17 protein-coding genes are annotated in these 21,558 nt (G+C 70.0%); 5 read left to right on the top strand and 12 right to left on the bottom strand.

Annotated elements, in window-relative coordinates:
- Positions 1-47: 47 nt before the first annotated feature.
- On the bottom strand, positions 48-641 hold the full coding sequence (locus ACWGL1_RS00845; RefSeq protein WP_338576467.1) for a hypothetical protein: 594 nt from the start codon (positions 639-641) through the stop codon (positions 48-50).
- Between the two features lie 97 nt (positions 642-738).
- Between ACWGL1_RS00845 and ACWGL1_RS00850 the strand changes: the two genes are divergently transcribed.
- The 5 genes from ACWGL1_RS00850 to ACWGL1_RS00870 all read left to right on the top strand — a co-directional run bounded on the left by ACWGL1_RS00850 (position 739) and on the right by ACWGL1_RS00870 (position 8,709).
- Positions 739-2,553, top strand: a complete 1,815-nt coding sequence (locus ACWGL1_RS00850) for an ABC-F family ATP-binding cassette domain-containing protein (protein WP_452110902.1) — start codon at positions 739-741, stop codon at positions 2,551-2,553.
- 187 nt (positions 2,554-2,740) lie between these two features.
- Positions 2,741-4,282, top strand: coding sequence for a S10 family peptidase (locus tag ACWGL1_RS00855; protein WP_343830885.1), 1,542 nt, complete (start codon positions 2,741-2,743; stop codon positions 4,280-4,282).
- A 718-nt stretch (positions 4,283-5,000) separates the two neighbouring features.
- Positions 5,001-6,029: an ABC transporter substrate-binding protein gene (locus ACWGL1_RS00860; protein ID WP_452110903.1), complete on the top strand. Its 1,029-nt coding sequence runs from the start codon at positions 5,001-5,003 to the stop codon at positions 6,027-6,029.
- Positions 6,030-6,172: 143 nt separating this feature from the next.
- On the top strand, positions 6,173-7,582 hold the full coding sequence (locus ACWGL1_RS00865) for a hypothetical protein (RefSeq protein ID WP_452110904.1): 1,410 nt from the start codon (positions 6,173-6,175) through the stop codon (positions 7,580-7,582).
- Positions 7,579-8,709, top strand: a complete 1,131-nt coding sequence (locus ACWGL1_RS00870) for a DUF2336 domain-containing protein (protein WP_452110905.1) — start codon at positions 7,579-7,581, stop codon at positions 8,707-8,709. Before ACWGL1_RS00865 ends, ACWGL1_RS00870 begins: the two co-directional genes overlap by 4 nt.
- Before the next feature lies 1 nt (position 8,710).
- On the opposite strand, the gene ACWGL1_RS00875 is transcribed toward ACWGL1_RS00870, so the two are convergent.
- From ACWGL1_RS00875 to ACWGL1_RS00925, 11 genes are all read right to left on the bottom strand, one after another.
- On the bottom strand, positions 8,711-9,841 hold the full coding sequence (locus ACWGL1_RS00875) for a mechanosensitive ion channel family protein (protein WP_291777884.1): 1,131 nt from the start codon (positions 9,839-9,841) through the stop codon (positions 8,711-8,713).
- 172 nt (positions 9,842-10,013) lie between these two features.
- The gene (gene murG / locus ACWGL1_RS00880; RefSeq protein WP_452110906.1) at positions 10,014-11,099 is read right to left on the bottom strand and encodes an undecaprenyldiphospho-muramoylpentapeptide beta-N-acetylglucosaminyltransferase; all 1,086 of its coding nucleotides are present in this window, start codon (positions 11,097-11,099) and stop codon (positions 10,014-10,016) included.
- A 13-nt stretch (positions 11,100-11,112) separates the two neighbouring features.
- Positions 11,113-12,294: a putative lipid II flippase FtsW gene (gene ftsW / locus ACWGL1_RS00885; protein WP_291777877.1), complete on the bottom strand. Its 1,182-nt coding sequence runs from the start codon at positions 12,292-12,294 to the stop codon at positions 11,113-11,115.
- Positions 12,291-13,769 carry a UDP-N-acetylmuramoyl-L-alanine--D-glutamate ligase gene (gene murD, locus ACWGL1_RS00890; RefSeq protein WP_452110907.1) on the bottom strand — a complete coding sequence of 493 codons (1,479 nt, stop codon included), beginning with the start codon at positions 13,767-13,769 and terminating at the stop codon, positions 12,291-12,293. Before murD ends, ftsW begins: the two co-directional genes overlap by 4 nt.
- Before the next feature lie 4 nt (positions 13,770-13,773).
- Positions 13,774-14,883, bottom strand: coding sequence for a phospho-N-acetylmuramoyl-pentapeptide-transferase (gene mraY, locus ACWGL1_RS00895; protein ID WP_286949962.1), 1,110 nt, complete (start codon positions 14,881-14,883; stop codon positions 13,774-13,776).
- Complete coding sequence (locus tag ACWGL1_RS00900; RefSeq protein WP_452110908.1) at positions 14,883-16,322, bottom strand: UDP-N-acetylmuramoyl-tripeptide--D-alanyl-D-alanine ligase; 1,440 nt, start codon at positions 16,320-16,322, stop codon at positions 14,883-14,885. The genes mraY and ACWGL1_RS00900 overlap by 1 nt, the downstream gene beginning before the upstream one ends.
- Positions 16,315-17,772, bottom strand: a complete 1,458-nt coding sequence (locus ACWGL1_RS00905; protein ID WP_452110909.1) for a UDP-N-acetylmuramoyl-L-alanyl-D-glutamate--2,6-diaminopimelate ligase — start codon at positions 17,770-17,772, stop codon at positions 16,315-16,317. The genes ACWGL1_RS00900 and ACWGL1_RS00905 overlap by 8 nt, the downstream gene beginning before the upstream one ends.
- The gene (locus tag ACWGL1_RS00910) at positions 17,769-19,547 is read right to left on the bottom strand and encodes a penicillin-binding transpeptidase domain-containing protein (protein WP_434735065.1); all 1,779 of its coding nucleotides are present in this window, start codon (positions 19,545-19,547) and stop codon (positions 17,769-17,771) included. The genes ACWGL1_RS00905 and ACWGL1_RS00910 overlap by 4 nt, the downstream gene beginning before the upstream one ends.
- A complete protein-coding gene (gene ftsL / locus ACWGL1_RS00915; RefSeq protein WP_452110910.1) occupies positions 19,544-19,942 on the bottom strand; it encodes a cell division protein FtsL in 399 nt (132 codons plus the stop codon). The genes ACWGL1_RS00910 and ftsL overlap by 4 nt, the downstream gene beginning before the upstream one ends.
- Entirely contained in the window at positions 19,939-20,901 is a 963-nt protein-coding gene (gene rsmH, locus ACWGL1_RS00920; protein ID WP_452110911.1) for a 16S rRNA (cytosine(1402)-N(4))-methyltransferase RsmH, read from the bottom strand. Before rsmH ends, ftsL begins: the two co-directional genes overlap by 4 nt.
- Positions 20,898-21,374, bottom strand: coding sequence for a division/cell wall cluster transcriptional repressor MraZ (locus ACWGL1_RS00925; protein ID WP_291777851.1), 477 nt, complete (start codon positions 21,372-21,374; stop codon positions 20,898-20,900). The genes rsmH and ACWGL1_RS00925 overlap by 4 nt, the downstream gene beginning before the upstream one ends.
- Between the last annotated feature and the right edge of the window lie 184 nt (positions 21,375-21,558).

Consider the following 21,558-nt stretch of genomic DNA (forward strand, 5'->3'; position numbering starts at 1 on the left):
GACGCTTTACATACCAACTGGACGGTATGCGTCAAGCCGAGACTCGCTCAGGCCTGTCTCGCTCTCCGCCGCGCCAGATAGACCCCGACCACAGTCGCCACCGTCAGGATCATGCCCAGGAAGACGGCCCCCAGCCCTAGGAAGACCGTGGCGAACAACTGCCCCATGAAGCCCTGTCCCACGGCGATCACCGTCTGCGGCCCGACCTGCCCATCATAGTCGGCCGAGATCCTGTAGATTCCGGCCCGTTCGACGCTGAACACATTGATCGCCTCGCCCTGACGTCCGCCCATTGAATAGGTGGAGCTTCCCATGGGCGCGCTCACCGCCACCGGCGCGCCGTCCGCCGCCTCGACGTGGACGGCCAGACCGGGCACTTGATCGACCGCATAGACCCGGCCGTCAACGACGCTGCGGTACTCCAGAAAGACCGTGTGCCGGCCCGGCTCCAGCCGCAGTTCGCGCGCGCCCGGCACGACGATCTGCTCCAGCCCGTCATCCAGCTTCGGCAGTTGCGTGAACAGCACCGCGCCCATGGCCGCGAACCCGCAGATCATGGGCAGCGCCGCCAAGGCGTACCAGCCCCGGCCCGGCCCCCTCTTCGCGGCGCGACCGTCTCTTGCCGAGGCGCTCAGATCCATTCCACCCTCCGTCGTCATCGCCCGCGACTACAGCCCGCCGTCAGGGAAGCGTCAACGCCGATGGCCGAAGCGCCGGTCAGTCGCTATATGCGCCCCCATGGCCGCCAGACCCCCCCTCGTCGCTCTCAAAGATGTCCGCCTTCAGGACGGTCCCCGCCCGCTGTTCGACGGTGTCGACATGGCGATGGAGCCGCGCAGCCGCGCCGCCCTGGTCGGCCGCAACGGGGCGGGAAAATCCACCCTGATGAAGGTGGTCATGGGCCTGATCGAGCCGGACTCGGGCGACCGCTCGGTCCAGGCCGGCACCTGCTTCGCCTATGTCCCGCAGGAGCCCGTCATCACCGGCGAGACGCTCGCCGACTACGCCGCCTCGGGCGAGGCCGAGCGCTGGACCGCCGAAAGCTGGCTGGAGACCTTCGGCCTCGACCCGGCCAAGTCCACCCAGGGCCTGTCGGGCGGCGAGATCCGCCGCGCCGCCCTCGCCAAGGCCTTCGCCGAAGAGCCCGACCTGCTGCTGCTGGACGAGCCGACCAACCACCTCGACATCCTGGCCATCGAACTGCTGGAGAACGAGTTGATCCAGGCCCGGTTCGCCCTCCTGGTGGTCAGCCACGACCGCGCCTTCCTGAACCGCGTCACCGACACCGTTCACTGGCTGGAAGGCCGCAAGGTCCGCACCCTGAACAAGGGCTTCGTCGAGTTCGACGACTGGGCCGCCAAGGTCATGGACGAAGAGGCCGAATCCCTGCGCCGCCTGACCAAGCGCATCGAGGCCGAGACCTACACCTTCTACCGCTCCATCACCGCCCAGCGCACCCGCAACGAGGGCCGCGCCCGCGCCCTGCAGCAGATGCGTCTGGACCGGGCCGAGCGGGTCAAGGATCTGCCGCGCGAGCTGAACCTGGGCGTCGATTCCGGCGCCGTCTCGGGCAAGCTGGTCGCCGACATCAAGGGCGTCAGCAAGGCGTTCGGCGACCGGACCATCTTCAAGAACCTGACCACCCGCATCATCCGCGGCGACCGGCTGGCCATCGTCGGCCCCAACGGCGCGGGCAAGACCACCCTGGTCAAGGTGCTGCTGGGCGAACTGGCCCCGGACGAGGGAACCGTCCGCATGGGCGCCAACCTCGACCCCCTCTACCTCGACCAGTCGCGCGAGGGACTGAAGTCGGACATGACCCTGTGGGACGCCCTGACGCCGGGCGGCGGCGACAGCATTCTGGTGCGCGGCCGCTCCATGCACGTCGCCGCCTACGCCAAGGACTTCCTGTTCCAGGAAGCCCAGCTGAAACAGCCCATCTCCACCCTGTCGGGCGGCGAGCGCAACCGGCTGCTGCTGGCGCGGGCGCTGGCCCAGCCCGCCAATCTGCTGATCCTCGACGAGCCGACCAACGACCTCGACATGGACACGCTGGAGAAGCTGGAGGAACTGCTCGAATCCTACGACGGCACCCTGATCCTGGTGTCGCACGACCGCGATTTCGTCGACCGTCTGGCCACCTCGACCATCGCCCTGAACGGTCGCGGCGACGTGGTCGAGACCCCCGGCGGCTGGCAGGACTTCCTGCGCCAGAACCCCGGCTTCCTCGCCCCGCCCCCGACCCACGCTGACGCCGCCCCCTCAGCGGCGCGTCGGGTCGAGAAGGCGGAGCCTGATCGCGCCCCCAAGAAGACCGTGAAGCTCTCCTACAAGGACGCCCGTCGCCTGGAGGAGGTCGAAAAGCTGATAGAGTCCCTGCCCGTCGAGATCGCCCGACAGGACGCCATCCTCGCCGACCCCGATCTCTATTCGCGCGACCCCGCCGCCTTCGACCGCGCCATGAAGGCCGCCGAAAAGGCCCGCGCCGAACTGGAGGCCGCCGAACTGGACTGGCTGGAGCTGGAAGAAAAGAAAGCCGCCCTGGCGGGCTAGAGGCCGCCCTCGTCCTATCCGGACATTCTTCGCGGAATTGGTCCACGTCCAGCCAACTCTCCTGCGATTAGGCCGGAACCCACGGTTTACATTCGGCCCGGCTTGCCGCCTCATCTCAAGCTGGGCGGCGTCGTTCGCGCGCCCGGCTCTCGAGGGGGAGCCGCGTAGACCAACTGGGGGTTTATCCATGAAGAGACTGCTTGTCGTCGCCGCTTCGGCGCTGGCCCTGGCCGGGCCGGCCATGGCGCAAAGCGGGGGCCAGAGCGGGCCTCAAGGCGCGCCGCGCGCCGACGCCGCCGCGAACCGCACCGAAGCCGCCATTCCGCCGCCCGTCATGTCCGAGACCCGCCACACCGGCGTCTTCGGCGGTCAGCGCATCGCCTACCGCGCCATCGCCGGCGAGACCTATCTGAAGGACAAGGAAGGCAAGCCGCTCGCGGCCATGGTCTCCTACAGCTACATCAAGGAAGGCCCGACGGACCCCAACCGTCCCGTCACCTTCCTGTGGAACGGCGGCCCCGGCTCGGGCTCCCTGTGGCTGCACATGGGCGCCTTCGGGCCCAAGCGCGTGGTCGTGCCCTCGGACGCCAAGGACGACGGCGCCGCCCCCTATCCGATCATCGACAACGTCGACTCCCTGCTGGACGTCACCGACATCGTCTTTATCGACCCGATCGGCACCGGCTTCAGCCGCGCCCTGGGCGACAAGGACCCGGCCGACTACTGGGGCGTGACCAAGGACGCCAAGTCCATGGCCGAGTTCATCCGCCTGTGGCTCAACGAGCACGGCCGCTGGAACGCGCCGAAATTCATCGGCGGCGAAAGCTACGGCACCACCCGCTCGGCCGCCGTCATCAACGAGCTGGAAGGCACATACACAGACGTCGCCATCAACGGCATCCTGCTGATCTCGTCGATCCTCGACTTCAGCCTGGCCGCCGACTCCCAGGGCAATGAGCTGGGCTACGTCACCAACCTGCCGTCGATGGCCGCCACGGCCTGGTATCACGACAAGGTCCCCAACAAGCCCGCCACGGTCGAGGAGTTCGTCGCCGAGGCCCGCGCCTGGGCCATCGGCCCCTACGCCACGGCTCTGTTGAAGGGCAACGACCTGACGGCCGACGAGCGGGCGACCATCCTGCAGCAGCTGTCGCGCTACACCGGCGTGTCGCAGACCTATCTGAGCAACGCCAACCTGCGCCTGTCGCCCAGCCGCTTCTACAAGGAGCTGCTGCGGGATCGCGGCCTGACCATCGGCCGCCTGGACACCCGCTACACCGGCGTCGATTACGACAACGCCGGCGACCGCCCGGACAACGACCCCAGCTTCTACGGCATCGACGGCGCCTATACCGCCGCCATGAACGCCTGGTCGCGCGAGGGCCTGAAGTATTCGCCCGACGTGGTCTATTCCTCGATCGGCGGCACCCGGAACTGGGACTGGAACCTTCCGTCCGCCGGGCGCGGCGGCGCAGAGTATCTGAACGTGGCCCCCTATATCGGCCGCGCCCTGCGTGAGAACAGCGGCCTGCGCGTCTGGGTGGGTCAGGGCTACTACGACTTCGCCACGCCCTTCTTCGGCGCCGAATACTCGCTGAACCGTCCGGGCTTCCCGACCGACGGCCGCATCGAGTGGCACTACTACCACGCCGGCCACATGATGTACGTCCGCGACGACGACCTGAAGAAGCTGTCGAACGACATCCGCACCTTCATCCGCAATCGCTGATGATCCGCCGCCATCCGCTCCTGCGAGCGGGTGGCGGTCGCCTATCCAGGGGCTGCCTCACGGCGGCCCCTTTTTGCTGTGGACAACACAAGGCGCTGATCCGCCTTCGCGAATTTCATCCGCCCACAGATATCCACAGACTTGCCCACCGGGTCCGGGAGAATTCCGCACAGACGCTCTGATTTGGGCGCTTGCCCAATAACGGATTTCGCGGGAACGTCAACAGGCCGAGGGACACGGCGGCGCGGAAATCCGGGGAGACCCGGAGATCAAGCGGACCGGTCCGGCTCTCTGACCCAGGGTTCCAAGCCTCTTCGGAGGACGCGGAAACACCGACGCAGGGCCAAGGCTCCCGATCCTCTAGCGCTTCGGCGCAGGGATCACGGAGAACCAGGCCGGGATTGACGGACGGCGCGAGGTTCGCCTTGCGGAACGCCGAAGACCAGGAGCCGACGGAAGGGTTGCCGAACGACGCCGGGTTCGCCCGTCGACGCTGAGGCCGAGTTCCGACCCGATAGCGGCCAAGTCCAACCCGGACTTGGCGAGGGGACGCGATCCGCGATCCGACCGGCGACGGTCTGGTTCAAGGGTTACGTCCCCTCGCTCAATTCCGGCGCCGGCCTTGCGGGGTCAGGCGCTCGATTTCCGGGCCGGAATCGGTGCCGGCGACGCCCGCCGCCTTTCCAAGCGCGGCCCGCCCCCCTACACCCTAGACGTGATGACTCGCCCCTGCCTGCACCGACGCGGCCTGATGGCCGGCGCCCTCGGCCTGACCGCCCTGGGCGTCCTGACCGCGTGCGGCCGCACTCCGGCTCAGACAGACGAGGCCGGGCGGGTGCGGCTGCGGGTGGCCGCGGGCGGTCCGGCGGGCGCCCTGCACGGCGGCTTCTATCAGGCCGTCGCGACCGGGGCCTATGAACGGCGCGGCCTCAACGTCGAGATCCTGAGCGGGCCGTCGGGCGCCGACATCCCCGCCCTTCTGGCCGCCAGCGCGGTCGAACTGGCTGTCGGACGCGACAGCTTCCTGCCCCTGCGGCTGGTCGCCGAGCGGGCGCCGGTCAAGGCCGTGGCCGCCTTCCTGCAGAAAGATCCCGTCGTCCTGCTGGCCCATCCGGACCAGGAGCTGGAGGATCTGACCGTCCTGCGTGGTCGCCGCATCCTGATGGAGCCCGGCGACCAGGACAGTTTCTGGCTATGGCTGCGCGCCCGCTTCGACCTGGCGTCCGACCAGGCCCGCGCCGGCGCGGCCGAGGACAATCTGAAGGCCTTCCGCGAGGATCGCGAGAGCGTCCTGATCGCGCGGCTGACCGACGGCGCGCCCGAGGCGATCGCGCGCGAGGTCGGCTTCCAGCCCCTGGTCCTGATCCCGGCCGAGGACGGCTACCCCTCCTACTCCGGCCTGGTGCTGGCGCCCAACGCCTTCGCCCGCGACAACGGCCAGGCCCTGCGCGACTTCATCGCCGCCTCGGTCGAGGGCTGGCGCGAATACGTTCACGGCGACGGGGCCAGGGGCGACGCCCTGATCCGCCGCGCCAATCCCGACCTGCCCCAGCGCGTGCTGGACGCCGCGCGTACGGCCCTGCGCGCCCAGGCCATGGTCGACGGCGGCGATGCGGCGCTCTACGGCCTGGGGGCCATGACGCCCGAACGCTGGCAAGCCTTCGCCGAACAGACCCAGAGCGCCTATTCGTCCGTCCCGGACTGGCGCGAGGCCTTCACCAGCCAGTACCTGCCCTCGCGCGGCTAGGCCTTCGCCCGAAACCATTATCCCGGTTCATGCGCGATCGCCTGTGAACCGATTTCACCCTAAGACCGCCCGGCGTTAGGCGAGGATTAAGCCGCGCCGTCTAGGCTGATCGGCTGACCCTCTTCACCTTTCACGAGGCGCCGGTGCCCCGCCCCCTGACCATAGCCGCCCTTCTGCCCGCGCTCGGCGCGGCCACGGCCGCCTGGGCGCAGGGCGTCCCGCAAGACGCCTCCCAGACCGTCCAATCGCCCTATCCGTCGGCCGCCTATGGACGCCCCCTGTCATGGCCTGGCCGCGCCCAGAACCACCCGTCCGTCCAGTCCGTCCCCGCCTATCCGACCGCCGCCGCCGACAGCTTCGCCCCGCCGCCGGAGGCGGCCTATGCGGCTGCGCCCGTCGTCCGCCCTTACGCCCCGTCATCGGTCGCGCGCCCGCCTGTCATCCCGCATGGCGGCTATCCCTGGCGCGCCGGAGCGCCCGGCTACAGCCGCCAGCTGACGCCCGCCCAGACCTGGGGCGCGCCGCCGCCGATCCCGGCCCCGCCGCCCTCGGCCAACGCCCTGACGCCTGCGCCGGACTTCCGCCCGGTGACCAGCCATCCCGATGCGACCTGGGGCCCCTATGTCGCGCCCCCGTCCGAGCCCCCCGCGCCAGCCTACACGCCCCCGGCGCCGTATCAGCCGACCTATCAACCCGCGCCCTGGGCGCGTCAGCCCCTCTCGACTCAACCGCAACCCGTCGCGCCGCCGCCGACGGACTACGCCCCTGCGCCCCACATGCCCGAGGCCCAGCCTCAGCCTCAGCCGATGGAGCGCGCCCCGGCGCCCAGCCACGTCCCCTGGACGCGCCCGCAATCCCAGCCGGAGCCGCAACCCGCGCCGCCGGTCCAGCGCACGCCCGCGCCTGAGCCGACGCCCGCGCCGATGCCCGAACCCGTGCGACCGATGCCGACGCCGCCCGCGCCGGTCCAGCCTGCCCCGCGCGCTGTCGCGCCTGCGCCTGCGCCTGCGCCCCAGCCGGTCCCCCAACCCGCGCCCGCGCAGATTCTCGAACCTGCGCCGCCCGTTCAACCTCCGGTTCAACCGCCCGTTCAGCCGGCGCCGCAACCCATGCCGGCGCCTGTCCCGGCTGACTCGGCCTTCGATCCGATGGCCCCTCGACGCGACGCGCCGATCTTCCAGTTGCAGCGGAACACGCCCCAACCGGCCGCCCCGACGCCTGCTCCCGCTCCTGCGCCTCCCGCTCCGAACACGGCGCCTGCGGCGCAACCCGCGCCCCAACCTGCGCCTCAGCCCGTGTCGGATGACGCCCCGGCCCAAGGCGGCGCCCGCTACTATTCGGTCCACCGCCAGGCGGGCCGTCAGCCGGACGCCACGCCCCTGCCCGCGCCCAACTACCTGGACGCTCTGCCGGTCGAACTGGATCAACCGATCGCCTCGGACGACCTCGCTCAGCCGCCCGAAGCGCCCGCCGTCATGCGCGACGCCCAGGGCCGCCTGCGCGCGGCCCCCATGGCCGACGATCCCGTGACCGACGGGCCGATGCTGCCATGAGCGACGGCGCCGCCTCCTCTCCCGTCGCCGCCGCCCCGGCCGAGACCGGCTCGCGCCTGCCCGACCTGATCGCCCTGGCGCAGGAAGCGTCCAGCCCCAAGCGCCGCGCCCTGTTGCGCGAGCTGACCGACTGCTTCTTCGGCGCCGCCGAGCGCACGGAGTCCGAGACCGCCCTCTACGGCGCCGTCCTGTCCGACCTGACCGACGCCATGGAGACGGCCGTGCGCGCCGAGCTGGCCGAGCGGTTCGCCGAGGCGCCGGACGCCCCGCATCAGCTGATCCGCCGCCTGGCCAATGATGAGGCCGAGACCGTCGCCGCCCCTGTCCTCGCCGCCTCGCCGGTGCTGACCGAGGCCGATCTGATCGGCGTGGTGCGCTCGCGCGGCCAGGGCCATATGCGCGCCGTCAGCCGCCGCGCCGCGGTGTCCGAGGCCGTGTCCGACGCCATCGTCGAACGCGGCGACGACGAGACCCTGGGCGTCCTGCTCGGCAACGAAGGCGCCAGCCTGTCGCGCGCCGCCTCCGAGACCGCCGTCGAGCGCGCCCGCGCCAACCCGGCTCTGCACGCCGTCACGGTCGAGCGCGCCAGCCTGCCGCCCGATCTGCTGAACGACCTCTATTTCGACGTCGAGGCCCGGCTGCGTCAGCGCATCCTGGAGCAGAACGCCCGCCTGGACCCGGCCCTGCTGGAAAGCGCCCTCGCCGCCGGCCGCACCCGCGTCGCCGCCGAAGACGGCGCCCTGCCCGCCGACTACGCCGAGAGCCTGGCCTATGTCGAGGAACTGCGCGCCGCCGGTCAGCTGACGCCCCAGGTGCTGGCCCGCTTCCTGCGCTCGGGCGGCCAGACCGCCTTCCTGATCGCCCTGTCGCAACTGGCCGACGTCGACTTCCACACCGCCCGCCAGATCATCGAGCGGCGAGAGCTGGACGCCCTGGCCGTCATCTGCAAGGCGGCGGACCTGGATCGCGCCCTGTTCCTGACCTACGCCGTGGTGCTGCTGAACACCGACGACAACGCCATGGGCAAGGCCCGGGCCTACGCCGGGATGTACAACGAACTGACGCGCGAGGCGGCCCTGCGCACCCTGCGCTTCTGGCGCGCCCGCAAGGCGATGCAGGCGGCCTGATCTACTCGTCGTAGCCGGTGGGGCGCGGCGCCGGACGGCGGCGCTCGCGGTCGAAATCCATCCGGTCGCGCGGCAGGGCCTCGGGGCATTCGTCCCGCATGAAGGCCAGCATCTTCTCGCGCACCTCGGCCCTCAGGTCGAAGGCGACCGAGGCGTTGCGCGCGCTGGTCAAGCAGCGCACCTGGGCCGTCCGCTCGGTCACGTCCGTGACCTGCAAAGCCACGACGTCGCCGTCCCAGTGCGGCGAGGCGTGGGCGATCTGCTCCAGCTTGATCCGCAGCCGGTCTATGGGCGCCTCGTAATCCACATAGAGGAAGGACACGCCGATCAGGCGCGAATCCTCGCGGGTCCAGTTCTGGAACGGCTTCTGGATGAAGTAGGTCAGCGGCAGGACCATGCGCCGCCAGTCCCACAGCTTGACCACCACATAGGTCGAGGTGATCTCCTCGACCCGGCCCCATTCGCCCTCGACGATGACGGCGTCGTCCAGGCGGATCGGCTGGGAAGTGGCGATCTGGATGCCCGCGATCAGATTGGTCAGGAAGGGCTGCAGCGCCAGGCCGGCGACGATGCCGACCACCCCCGCCGAGGCCAGCAGCGACAGGCCCCACTGCTTGACGCCGGGAATGGTCAGCAGCGCCAGCCCCAGGGTGATCAGGCCGATCAGGATGGCGGCCACCCGCTGCAGGATGCGCGTCTGGGTGACGTGCTTGCGGGCGTAGAGGTTGTCCTCCGCCTCCATGTTGAACTTCTTGAGGTGAACCACCGCCCCCGCGTCCACCGCTCCCGCCAGCATCCAGCCGCACACCAGGATGAAGCCGAACAGCAGGGTGCGCCGGATGAACAGCGACGGCTCCGGGTCCAGCGGCGACACGGTCACGGCCAGGGCCAGGGCGATGATCATCACCGCGATCCGCACCTTTAGCCGGGCGCGCTTCAGCATCCCCTTCCAGAATTCGTCGCGGTTGCGCACCGCCAGTTTCAGCAAGGCGAACACCACCTGATTGGCCGCCCACCCGATGAAGACGAAGACCACGGTGATGATCGACACCACGGCCCATTCCGGTAGCCAGTGGAACTGGCGCCAGAGCGCGAAGACGGTGTTGGTCAGATCGACGACGAACTGGGGCATGGGCGGACCATAGCCCTTCTCCCCGCCGGGGGAGAAGGTGGCTCGCGCAGCGAGACGGATGAGGGGGACGCCAAATGACGCACACCCGCATCAACCCGTCTGGATGACGGAAGCGTCCCCCTCATCCGAGCGGCTTCGCCGCCCACCTTCTCCCCCGGCGGGGAGAAGGGTCTTATCGGACCGCCGCCTCCACCAGATCGGCCAGCCTTTGCGCCGCATCCGGGATCGCCACCGAGCGCGCCGCCGCCGACATGGCCGCCAGCCCCGACGGATCGGACAGCATCTCCTCCAGGGCCGCCGTCAGGCTCTGGACGGTCAGATCGTCCTCGGCGATCATCTTCGCCGCGCCCGCCTCGGACAGGGCCCGTGCGTTCAAGGTCTGGTGGTCGTCCATGGCGATCTTCAGCGGGATCAGCACCGACGGCAGGGCCGCCACGGCCAGCTCCGAACAGGTCGAGGCCCCCGCCCGCCCGATCACCAGATGCGCCTTCGACAGCCGGTCGGCCATATCGCGGAAGAAGGGCGCGACCTCGGCCTCGATCCCGGCGTCCAGATAGATCTGGCGCGCGGCCTCCAGCGTCTCCGGCCGCGACTGCTGCTGCACCTTCAGCCGGTTGCGGATGGCCTCGGGCAGGGCCGCCAGGGCGCGCGGGGCGGTCTCGGACAGGATGCGCGCGCCCTGACTGCCGCCCGTCACCAGCACATGGATCGGCCCATCCTCGACCGGCGCGACATAGGCCCGGTCGAACAGGGCGCGGATGTCCGGCCGCACCGGATTGCCCACGAGACGCGCGCGGGCGCCGACCCTGGCCGGCGCCCGCCACAGCGTTGGAAAGGCCGCCGCCACCGTGCCGACGGTCGAGGCCAGCATCCGATTGGTGCGGCCCAGGACGGCGTTCTGCTCATGGATCACCGTCGGCCGCCGCGTCGCCACCGCCGCGACCAGGGCGGGCGCCGACGGATAGCCGCCGAACCCGACCACCACGTCCGCCCCCAGCCTGTCGAAGGCGGCCTTGGCCTGCCCCACGCCTTTCAGGATGGCGACGCCCGCCTTCAGCAGGCCGATCGGACCGCGCCCGGTCGCCGCATCCAGCGCCAGACGCTCCTCGGCGGGGAAGGCGTGGGCGTACTGCTCGCCGCGTTTGTCGGTCGCCAGCACCACGCGCCAGCCGCGCGCCGCCATCTCGCGGGCCAGGGCCTCTGCGGGGAACATATGGCCGCCGGTGCCCCCGGCGGCGACGACGCAGACCTTGGTCATGGATGATGCTCTCTTACGGCAGCAGGCGGCGACGCGGGGCGACGTTCGACCCCAGTTCATAGGCGCCCGGACGACGCCGGGTCAGGGCCAGGGCGAACCCCATCGTCAGCCCCATGGCCATCATGGACGACCCGCCGTAGCTGATGAAGGGCAGGGTCATCCCCTTGGTCGGGATCAGGTTCAGGTTCACCGCGATGTTGATGCAGGCCTGCAGCCCGATCAGCATGAACAGGCCCGCCGCCGCCGTCTGTTCGAAGGAGTCGTTCAGCTTCATCGCCCGCCGCATCCCGCGAATGACGATGAAGGCGTAAAGCCCGATCATGATCAGCGACAGCACCAGGCCGAACTCCTCGGCCCCGACGGAATAGATGAAGTCGGTGTGCAGGTCGGGGACGTGGCGCTTCATCACCCCCTCGCCGATGCCGCGCCCGACCAGCCCCCCGGCGCGGATCGCCTCGGACGCGCGGTCGATCTGGTGGGTGTCGGTCGTCTCGGGCGACAGGAAGCGGCTCAGGCGGTCGCGCATGTGGCTGAACATGAAATACAGCGACACCACCCCGCCCGCGCCGACCGCCGCCAGCGCCGCCACCCATTTCAGCGGCACTCCCGCCATGAAGAAGACGGCCATGAAGGTGGTGGTGATCAACAGGGTCTGGCCGATGTCCGGCTGGATCAGAAGCAGGCCCACCGTCAGCGCCCACAAGCCGAAGGCGATGCTGACGCCGGGCACGCCCTCGCCTTTCTGGGCCTCGGCGAACATCCAGGCGGCGAAGACGATCAGGCCGGGCTTGGCGAACTCGGACGGCTGCAGGCTGAACGGCCCCAGATTGATCCAGCGCGCCGCTCCTTTCACCGTGTCGCCGATGAACGGCAGGGCCGCCATGACCACGATGGCGCACAGCAAGGCCAGCACCGCGATCCGCCTGACCCCCCGCGGCGACAGCAGCGAGGCGCTCAGCATGACGAACAGCCCCATGGTCGAGAAGACCATCATCCGCCACGAATAGTGGAACGGATCGGTGATGGATTCGTCCGCCGCGATCGCCGCCGGGCTGGAGGCGAAGCTCAGCGCCACGCCCAGCGCCACCAGCGTCAGCGCCGCGCCCAGCAGGCCGCGATCCACCGTCCAGAACCAGCGCGCGATCAGGCTCTGGTCATTGCGCGAAAAGGGATGGCTGTAGCTGTTGTGGGTCATGCGGCGGGCTCCGGCCGTGCGCCCAGGCTCAGGACGGCGGCGCGGAACGCCTCGCCCCGGACCTCGAAATCGGGGAACTGATCAAAGCTGGCGCAGGCGGGCGACAGCAGGACCACCTGCTCGCCTCCGGCCGCGGCCGCGTCGGCGGCGGCCAGTTCGACGGCGCGCTCCATGGTACGCGCCACGACGTGCGGCGTATCGCCCAGCGTCCCGGCGAAAGCGTCCGCCGCCTCTCCAATCAGATAGGCCCTGGTCACGCGCGGGAAGAGGTCGCTCAAGCTGTCGATGCCGCCGTCCTTGGCCTTGCCTCCCGCGATCCAGAAGACGGAGGGGTAGGAGGCCAGCGCCTGTCGCGCCGCATCGGCGTTGGTGGCCTTGGAGTCGTTGATGAAGCGCACGGCGCCGAGACGGCCCACGGCCTCCATCCGGTGCGACAAGCCAGGGAAGCTCAGCAGGCCCTCGACCGCCGCCTCATGCGACACGCCCAGGGCCCGCGCGGTCGCATAGGCGAAGGCTGCGTTCTGTGCGTTGTGACGGCCGGGCAAGGACCGCGCGGCGGTCAAATCGGCCAGCACGGCGTCCTCAACGATCAAGGCGCCGGGCTCAGCCCCTATCCCGCTCATCCCCGCGGAGGCGGGGACCCAGTTCTTTGGCTGCAGCCCCCCGGTCGGCGTCGTGGAGGCGGCTCTTTCTGGGTCCACGCCTCCGCGGGGATGAGCGGATGTAGAGACGGTGCAAACCCGCCGTCCCTGCGCCCGCAGGTCCGCCGCGGCCTTCCGCCCCCATTCCTCGTCCACGCCGACCAGCGCCAGCGCGCCATCGCCCTGCGCCTGAAAAATCCGGAGCTTGGCGGCGACGTAGCCCTCCAGCCCGCCGTGGCGGTCCAGATGGTCCGGCGACACATTGGTCAGGATCGCCACGTCCGGCGCGAAACTCGTCGTCAGGTCCAACTGATAGGACGACACCTCGATCACATAGACCGCATCCGCCGTCGGCTCCGGCAGGGCCAGCACGCCGATGCCGATATTGCCGCCGATGTGGACGCGGAGGCCCCCCTGTTTCAGCACCCAGCCGATCAGAGCCGTGGTCGTCGACTTGCCGTTGGTGCCGGTGATGGCGACCACGCGCGGCCGTTCCCCTTGCGGCAGGGCGGCCAGCGCCCGCGCGAACAGCTCCACGTCGCCGATGACCGGCACGCCCGCCTCGTGGGCGCGCTCCACGCTCCAGTGCGGCTTGGGATGGGTCAGCGGTGCGCCCGGCGACAGCACAAGCGCGGCGAACCCGGACCAGTCAGCGCGGGTCAGATCCTCGACGACAAAGCCTTCAGCCTCAGCCTGCATCCGGCCCGAGACGCCGTCGTCCCACAGCACAGGGACGGCCCCGCCCGCTTGAAGCGCGCGCGCCGCCGTGATCCCCGACCGTCCCAGGCCGAAGACCGCGACACGACGCCCCTCGAAGCCGGGAACGGGGATCATCGGATCAACGCAGCTTCAGCGTGGCCAGGCCGGCCAGGGCCAGCATGGCGGCGACGATCCAGAAGCGGATCACCACGGTCGATTCCGGCCAGCCCATCTTCTCGAAATGGTGGTGGATGGGGGCCATCAGGAAGATGCGCTTGCCCGTCAGCTTGAAGTAGCCGACCTGGATCATGACCGAGGCCGCCTCGACCACGAACAGGCCGCCGACGATGCCCAGCACCAGCTCGTGCTTGGTCGCCACGGCCATCGAGCCGAGGGCGCCGCCCAGAGCCAGCGAGCCGGTGTCGCCCATGAAGATCTTGGCCGGCGGCGCGTTGTACCAGAGGAAGCCCATGCCCCCGCCGATGATGGCGGCGCAGAAGATGGCCAGTTCGCCCGCGCCGGGCACATGGTGGACCTGCAGATAGTCCGCGAACAGGAAGTTGCCGACCAGATAGCTGATGATGCCGAAGGCGCCCGCCGCCATCATCACCGGCACGATGGCCAGCCCGTCCAGCCCGTCCGTCAGGTTCACCGCGTTGGAGAAGCCGATGATGGTGAAGGCCGCAAAGGCCACATAGAACCAGCCGATGTTCAGCAGCACCGCCTTCAGGAAGGGGAAGGCGATCGAGGTCTCAAGCCCCGGCGAGGTCGGCGACTGGGTCATCCACAGCACGGTCAGTACGCCGGCGATCACAGCCACGACCGTCTGGGCCAGCAGCTTCTGCTTGGACGTCAGCCCGGCCGAGGTCTGCTTCGTCACCTTGGCGTAATCGTCGATGAAGCCCAGCACCCCGAAGGCCGCCGTCACGCCCGAAACGATCCAGATATAGGGGTTGGTCAGGTCGCCCCACAGCAGCACGGCCACGCCGATGCCCGCCAGGATCATCAGCCCGCCCATGGTCGGGGTGCCGACCTTGGACAGGTGCGAGACCGGGCCGTCGTCGCGGATCGGCTGGCCCCGGCCCTGCTTGGCGCGAATCCAGTTGATGAAGCGGCTGCCCATGGCGACCGCCACGATCATGGCCGTGGCCATGGCCAGGGCCACGCGCACCGTCTGATACTGGATCAGGTGCAGCAGCGGATATTCCTGAGCGATGTCCGCGTAATAGAGATAGAGCAGGTAGAACATCAGGCAGGCTTCCCTTGGGCCTCGGCGGCGACGCGCGCCTCTTGTTCGGCCACGCCGAGATTTGCAAGCGCGGCCGCAACGAGCGACGCCTTCGATCCGTTCGAGCCCTTGACCATGACCACATCGCCCGGCTGGATCAGGGTCACGGCCTCAGCGGCCAGTTCGGCGGCGGTCTCGCGCCATTCTCCGCGCAGCGCAGGCGGCAGGGCCTCATGCAGCAGGCGCATCTGCGGCCCGGCCGTATGCACCAGGTCCAGCCCAGCGCCGACGATGGCCGGGGCCAGCCCCTCGTGCAGGGCGCGGCTGTGCTCGCCCAGCTCCAGCATGTCGGTCAGGACGACGACGCGGCGGCCGCCCTGCCCCACCGGCTTGGCGCCCAGACTGACGAAGCCCGCCTTCATCGACAGCGGATTGGCGTTGTAGCTCTCGTCGATCAGGGTGAAGGCGCCGCCGGGAACGAGGACCGTTCTCACCTGCCCGCGCCCGGCCAGCGGCTGGAACCCCGCCAAGGCCTGCAGCGCCGTGTCCAGCGACACGTCCAGCGCCTGCAGCATCAGGATGACGCACAGGCTGTTCAGCCCCCAGTGCACGCCCGATTGAGCGAGGCGATATTCGATGCGACGTCCGTCCAGCTCGGCCGTGGCGGTCGCGCCCTCGCTATCGGCGACGAAGTCCAGCAGTCGCGCGTCACAACCCGCTTCATTGCCGAAGGTCCGCACCACGGCCCCGGCCTTCTCGGCCCCCTGACGCACGATGTCTGCATGGGCGTCCGCGGCGTTGACCACGGCGATCCCGCCCGGCGTCAGACCCTCGAAGATGGCGGCCTTCTCGCGCGCCACGCCCGCCTCGCCATCGGCGAAGGCTTCGATATGCACCGGTCCGACCGTAGTGACGCAGGCGGCGTGCGGACGCACGAACTGCGACAGCGGCCCGATCTCGCCCGGATGGTTCATGCCGATCTCGAACACGGCGCGGTCCGTGCCCTGCGGCATCCGCGCCAGCGTCAGCGGCACGCCGATATGGTTGTTGTAGCTCTTGATCGAGGCGTGGCTCGATCCCGCCAGATCAAGGCCCGCCTTGATGGCCTGGGTCACGCTGGTCTTGCCGACGCTGCCGGTGACGGCGCCGCGCAGGCGAGCGCGGTCGCGCGCGGCGACGCCCAGCGCCTCCAAGCCCTTCAGGGTGTCGGGAACCAGCACATAAGACCCGCCCTCGACCGGCCGGTCGACCAGGGCGACCGTCGCGCCCGCCGCGAAGGCGGCCTCGGCGAACTCATGCCCGTCGCGTGCGCCGTGCAGGGCCAGGAACAGGTCGCCCGGCTGGATCTCGCGGCTGTTGTAGGTCAGGCCCGAGACTTCAGCGTCGGGTCCATGAAGCCGTCCTCCGGTCGCCGAGGCGATGGCTTCGGCGGTCCAGAGCGGCGTGTGTGCGTCAGGCATGGTCTTTCAGGGCTTCGGTCGCTTCGGCGGCGTCGTCGAAGGGATGCACGACCCCGCCGACGATCTGACCCTGTTCATGCCCTTTTCCGGCGATCACGACCACATCTCCTTCGCGCATCAGGGAGACGGCGTGGCGGATGGCCTCGCGGCGGTCGCCGATCTCCAGCGCATCGGGGCAGCCTGCGCGGACCTGAGCGCGGATGGCGGCGGGGTCTTCGGAACGCGGATTGTCGTCGGTGACGATGGCCGTATCGGCCAGACGCCCGGCGATCTCGCCCATCAGCGGCCGCTTGGCGCGGTCGCGGTCGCCGCCCGCGCCGAAGACGACGATCAGCTTGCCCGTCGCGTGCGGACGCAGCGCGTTCAGCACCGTCTCCAGCCCGTCGGGGGTGTGGGCGTAATCGACATAGACCTCGCCGCCGCACGCGCCGCCGGGGATACGTTGCAGGCGGCCCTGCGCGCCCTGGATCAGCTCCAGCGCCGGGATCACGCGGTCGGGGTCTTCGCCGCCCGCGATACACAGGCCCGCTGCGACCAAGGCGTTCGACGCCTGGAACGCCCCCGCCAGCGGCAGCAGAATGTCATGCACCCGGCCGCGCGCGTCGAGGGTCAGGCGCTGGCCTTCCGGCGTCGCCCGACGCGCCAGCAGGGTCAGGTCGCGGCCGCGCTCGCCCACGCCCATCACGCCCAGCCCCGCCATGATCGAGGCCGAGGCGAAGGCCGAATAGGCGTCGGAATCCGCGTTCAGAACCGCCGTGCGCCCGCGCGGCAGCAGGGCCTCGAACAGGCGCATCTTGGCGGCGCGGTACTCGTCCATCGTGCCGTGATAGTCGAGGTGGTCCTGCGTCAGATTGGTGAAGCCCGCCGCCTTGATCGCCACCCCGTCCAGACGCCGCTGATCGATGCCGTGGGACGAGGCCTCCAGCGCCAGGTGCGTGACCTCCTTGCGGGCCAGTTCGGCCAGCAGGCGCGCGGCCTCGGCTGCGTCGGGGCTGGTCAGGCCGGGGCCGGTCAGGGCGTAGGTCCTGTCGCCCTTCTGGCCGACGACGCCCAGGGTGCCCATGCTGGCCGACTTCAGGCCCATGCCGGCCCAGATCTGGCGGCAGAAGTTGGCGACCGAGGTCTTGCCGTTGGTGCCGGTCACGGCGACGCAGGTGCGCGGCTGGGCGCCGTAGAAGGCGCGCGCGGCGATGGCGTAGGCCCGATGCACGTCGCCCGATCCGACCAGGACCGGTGCCGCGCCTTCAGGCGTATCCGACGGCGCCAGCACGGCCGCCGCGCCCTTCGCCAGGGCCTGCGGTATGAAGGCGCGGCCGTCGGCCTGCGTCCCCGGTAGGGCGACGAACAGGGCGCCGGGCACGACCTGACGGCTGTCGGCGGTGACGGCGGTGATCTCAGGGTCCGAGGCCACGTCCCGGCGCAGCAGTTCGGAGAGGCGCAGCTGGCTCATCGGCCGTCGCCCTCCACGTCCTGGAACTCGGGGATCTTTTCGCCGAGCGCGGTGGACCAGCGGTCGGCCTTGCGCTCGACGCCCAGGAAGCCGGCGATGCGGTTCGCGATGCGGCCCACGGCGGGCGCGGCGACATAGCCGCCGGTGCGCGGATAGACGCCCGGCTCGTCCATCAGGACGAAGACGGTGTAGCGCTTGGCGTCCACCGGCCCGTCGGCTGGGAAGACCCCGGCGAAGGAGCCGACGGCCACCGCCGGATTATAGCGGCCGTTGACCAGCTTGTTGGCCGAACCCGTCTTGCCGCCCATGCGCAAGCCCGGCGCATCGGCGAACCGGCCCGAGCCGCGCGTGACGTTGCGGCGCATCAGGTCCAGCATGGTCGCCGACGTCTCGGCCGAGACGACCTGATGCGTCTGGGCGTTCGGACGGCCGCCCTTGCGCAGGGTCGGCGCCACATAACGTCCGCCGTTGCTCAGCGCCCCATAGGCCGCCACATACTGGATCGGCGTGACCATGATGCCGTAGCCGAAGGACAGCGACGCCAGGGTGCTGTCGTCCCACTTCCTGACCTTGGGCGGAGCGGCCGATTCCTTCAGCTCGATCGGCGCGGCGTCCAGCAGGCCCAGGCGGCGGAAATAGTCGCGCATCACATCGCCGCCCATCTCGACCGCCAGTCGCGAGGTGCCGATGTTGGACGAATGCAGATAGACCTCCTCCAGCGTCAGCACCTTGTTGGTGGCGTGGAAGTCGGTGATGCGGCGCTTGCCGATCTGCAGGGCCTGAGAGGCGTCGAACAGGGTGTTCATGTCGGCCCGGCCGGTGTCGATCCCGGCGGCGACGGTGAAGCTCTTGAACACCGAGCCCATCTCATAGTGGGCCGAGGTGACGCGGTTCAGCGTCGCCTCTTCCGGCGCGGCGTTGCGACGGTTGGCGTCATAGGTCGGCCACGAGGCCATGGCCAGGATCTCGCCCGTCTGCACGTCTGCGACCACGGCGACGGCGCCCTTGGCCTTGTGCTCCTCGGCGGCGATGGCCAGCTCGTTCTCGACCACGCCCTGGATGCGCAGGTCGATCGACAGGGGGAAGTCCTCGCCCGCGACGCCCGCCGCGCGGATTTCCTGGTTGAAGGCCAGCTCGGCGCCCGCCACGCCTTCACCGCCCGTATCCGAACGGCCGATCAGATGCACGGCCGAGGTCCCCAGCGGATAGACGCGGCGGTCCTCCGGCTCGAACGTCACCCCGCCCAGCGCCAGTGCATGAACCGCCCGGCGCTCCGACGGCGTCAGACCCGTCAGCGCGATCAGGCGGCGCTCGCCGCTCATCACCCGGTCCAGACGCGCGGCGGAAATGCGCGGCAGGGCGCGGCGCAACTGCGCCTTGGCGGCCGGAATGTCCCAGACCTCGCGCGGGTCGATATAGAGGCCGTAGTGGGTGATGTTGGTCGCCAGCAGCCGGCCGTTGCGGTCCACCAGGTCGGCGCGCGTCAGGGCGCCGGGGTGGAAGCCCGCCCCCGCCCCGCCGCGCGGCGTCAGCAGCGCCGCGTGCGCCGCGCCCAGCGCCAGGCAGGCGAAGACGGCGCAGAAGGCCGCCATGATCAGGAAGATGCGGACGCGGGTGTCTTCTTCCGGCCGCGCATCGGCGCGGGCGCGCTCGAACGAGTGCTCCAGGTTCCACACCAGGGAGGCGACCCACCGCCCCCAGGCCGAGACGGCGCCGCCGAAGGTCGCCTGCGGGCGGCCGCGATAGCCCATGCCGTGGTGGTCATGCACGCTCATTGCACGGCCTCCGCCGCGGCGGCGGGCGGCGCAGCAGGGGCCTTTTCAACCGGCTTCTCGACCGGCGGCGGGGCGATCTCGGTCAAGGCCGCCTCGCCCGCCTGCTTCTTCACATCGACCGGACCCAGGCCGATCTCGCGCGACAGGGCCTCCAGCCGCGCGGGCTGCTCCAGCCGCGTGACCTCGGCGCGCAGCAGGCGGACCCGCTCGCGGTTTTCACGGATATCGCGCTCGATGCGGCTGATCTCGGCGCTTTCGCGGGCGGCGGCCGCCTTGGCGATGTAGACCGAGAAGACCAGCGCCAGCACGCAGGCCACGCCGATGATCTCGACGCAGCGCACGCCGCGCACCTTCCAATCGAACAGACGCTTGATGGGGGCGGGCATGGCGATCATGCGGCCCTCCCCTTCACCGCGCCCCAGGCCGGGGCGTCGGTGCGAACACCTGCGCGCAGCTTGGCCGAGCGGGCGCGGGGGTTGGCGGCCAGTTCGGCCTCGTCCGCCTCGCGCGCGCCCTTGAACAGAAGGTCGAAGCTGGGCTTGCGCGTCTCGACCGCGACCGGCGCATGACGCGACCCGCCCGGCGCATTGCCGGTGCGCTCGGTCAGGAAAGCCTTGACCATCCGGTCTTCCAGCGAATGGAAGGTGACGACGACCAGCCGTCCGCCGGGCGCCAGCGTCGCCTCGGCCGCCTCCAGCCCGCGCTCCAGCTCGCCCAGCTCGTCGTTGACGGCGATGCGCAGGGCCTGAAACACCCGCGTGGCCGGATGAATGGCGGCGCCGCGACGCCCGCCCAGAGCCTTCTCCACCACCTCGGCCAGATCCAGGGTGCGGGTGAAGGGCTGCTCAACCCGGCGACGCAGGATGGCCGTGGCGACCCGGCCCGACTGGCGCTCGTCGCCATACAGCTTGAAGATATGGGCCAGCGGCCCGTGGTCCCAGGTGTTGACGATGTCGGCGGCGGTTTCGCCCTCATCCGACATCCGCATGTCCAGCGGCCCGTCGCGCATGAAGGAGAAGCCGCGCTCGGCCTGATCCAGTTGCATGGACGAGACGCCGATGTCGAAGACGGCGCCGTCCAGCTTCGCCTTGCCGCTTTCCTTGAACGCCTCGGCCAGACCGGAAAACGGCGTGCGGATCAGCTGGAAGCGATCGGGAAAGTCGCGCGCCACGGCGTCCGCGAACGGCTGCACCGTCGGGTCGCGATCGAGCGCCACCACATCCGCGCCGCGTTCCAGAATGGCGCGCGTATACCCGCCTGCGCCGAAGGTGGCGTCGATGACGACATCGCCCGCCTTGGGCGCCAGCGCCTCGATCACCTCGGCCAGCAGAACGGGCGCGTGCGGAGAGGTCATGCCGCCCCTCCGTTCTTGGCGGCCATCGCCTGGCGACGCATCTCGCCGAACTGCTTCAGGCCCTCGCGCGCCATGCGGCGCTGCTCGGCGCGGTGCGCGGCCCACTTGTCCTTGTTCCAGATCTGGAAGCGCTCGCCGACGCCGTAGATGACGACCGTATCGGACAGGTCAACCTCGGCGCACAGATGCTCCGGCAGGGTGATGCGCCCGCCCGAGTCATAGGCCAACGGCTTCTGCTCGCCGAAGATCGAGGCCTCCAGCGCCGAACGATAGGGATCGCCGAACGGCAGGCTTTCGATCACCGCGCGATATTCGGCGAACAGCTTGTCGCCGCCCGCTTCCAGACAGTCCGCTTCGATGGAGGGGAAACAGAAGACGCCATGTTCGGCGCCGTTCTCGGCCGTGCGGAATTCCTGAGGGATCAGGAGACGGCGCTTGCCGTCCAGCTGCTTCTCGTAGGTCGAGAGAAACACGCCCTGCCCTATCGAACCCTGCGGCCCGTCCCTGAAATCCGATGAAAAAGCCCACGCGTCGGGCCTTGGCCCTCACTCATGAGCCACTGGGATAGCATGGGACAGAATGGGTCTCAATGGGATTAGTTGACGCTCTTTAACCTAATTTGCGGTTCCGATGACGTCGTCACGACTGTAAAATCGG

It is taken from the genome of Brevundimonas sp. NPDC055812 (genome assembly GCF_053616535.1).

Bases quoted from the DNA above. Each gene is read 5' to 3' on its own strand.
- ACWGL1_RS00910 (WP_434735065.1), bottom strand. From the start codon at position 19,547: ATGAGCGTGCATGACCACCACGGCATGGGCTATCGCGGCCGCCCGCAG.
- ACWGL1_RS00905 (WP_452110909.1), bottom strand. From the start codon at position 17,772: ATGAGCCAGCTGCGCCTCTCCGAACTGCTGCGCCGGGACGTGGCCTCG.
- ACWGL1_RS00900 (WP_452110908.1), bottom strand. From the start codon at position 16,322: ATGCCTGACGCACACACGCCGCTCTGGACCGCCGAAGCCATCGCCTCG.
- ftsW (WP_291777877.1), bottom strand. From the start codon at position 12,294: ATGACCCACAACAGCTACAGCCATCCCTTTTCGCGCAATGACCAGAGC.
- ACWGL1_RS00850 (WP_452110902.1), top strand. From the start codon at position 739: ATGGCCGCCAGACCCCCCCTCGTCGCTCTCAAAGATGTCCGCCTTCAG.
- murG (WP_452110906.1), bottom strand. From the start codon at position 11,099: ATGACCAAGGTCTGCGTCGTCGCCGCCGGGGGCACCGGCGGCCATATG.
- ftsL (WP_452110910.1), bottom strand. From the start codon at position 19,942: ATGATCGCCATGCCCGCCCCCATCAAGCGTCTGTTCGATTGGAAGGTG.
- ACWGL1_RS00855 (WP_343830885.1), top strand. From the start codon at position 2,741: ATGAAGAGACTGCTTGTCGTCGCCGCTTCGGCGCTGGCCCTGGCCGGG.
- ACWGL1_RS00875 (WP_291777884.1), bottom strand. From the start codon at position 9,841: ATGCCCCAGTTCGTCGTCGATCTGACCAACACCGTCTTCGCGCTCTGG.
- rsmH (WP_452110911.1), bottom strand. From the start codon at position 20,901: ATGACCTCTCCGCACGCGCCCGTTCTGCTGGCCGAGGTGATCGAGGCG.
- ACWGL1_RS00870 (WP_452110905.1), top strand. From the start codon at position 7,579: ATGAGCGACGGCGCCGCCTCCTCTCCCGTCGCCGCCGCCCCGGCCGAG.
- ACWGL1_RS00860 (WP_452110903.1), top strand. From the start codon at position 5,001: ATGACTCGCCCCTGCCTGCACCGACGCGGCCTGATGGCCGGCGCCCTC.
- ACWGL1_RS00845 (WP_338576467.1), bottom strand. From the start codon at position 641: ATGGATCTGAGCGCCTCGGCAAGAGACGGTCGCGCCGCGAAGAGGGGG.
- mraY (WP_286949962.1), bottom strand. From the start codon at position 14,883: ATGTTCTACCTGCTCTATCTCTATTACGCGGACATCGCTCAGGAATAT.
- murD (WP_452110907.1), bottom strand. From the start codon at position 13,769: ATGATCCCCGTTCCCGGCTTCGAGGGGCGTCGTGTCGCGGTCTTCGGC.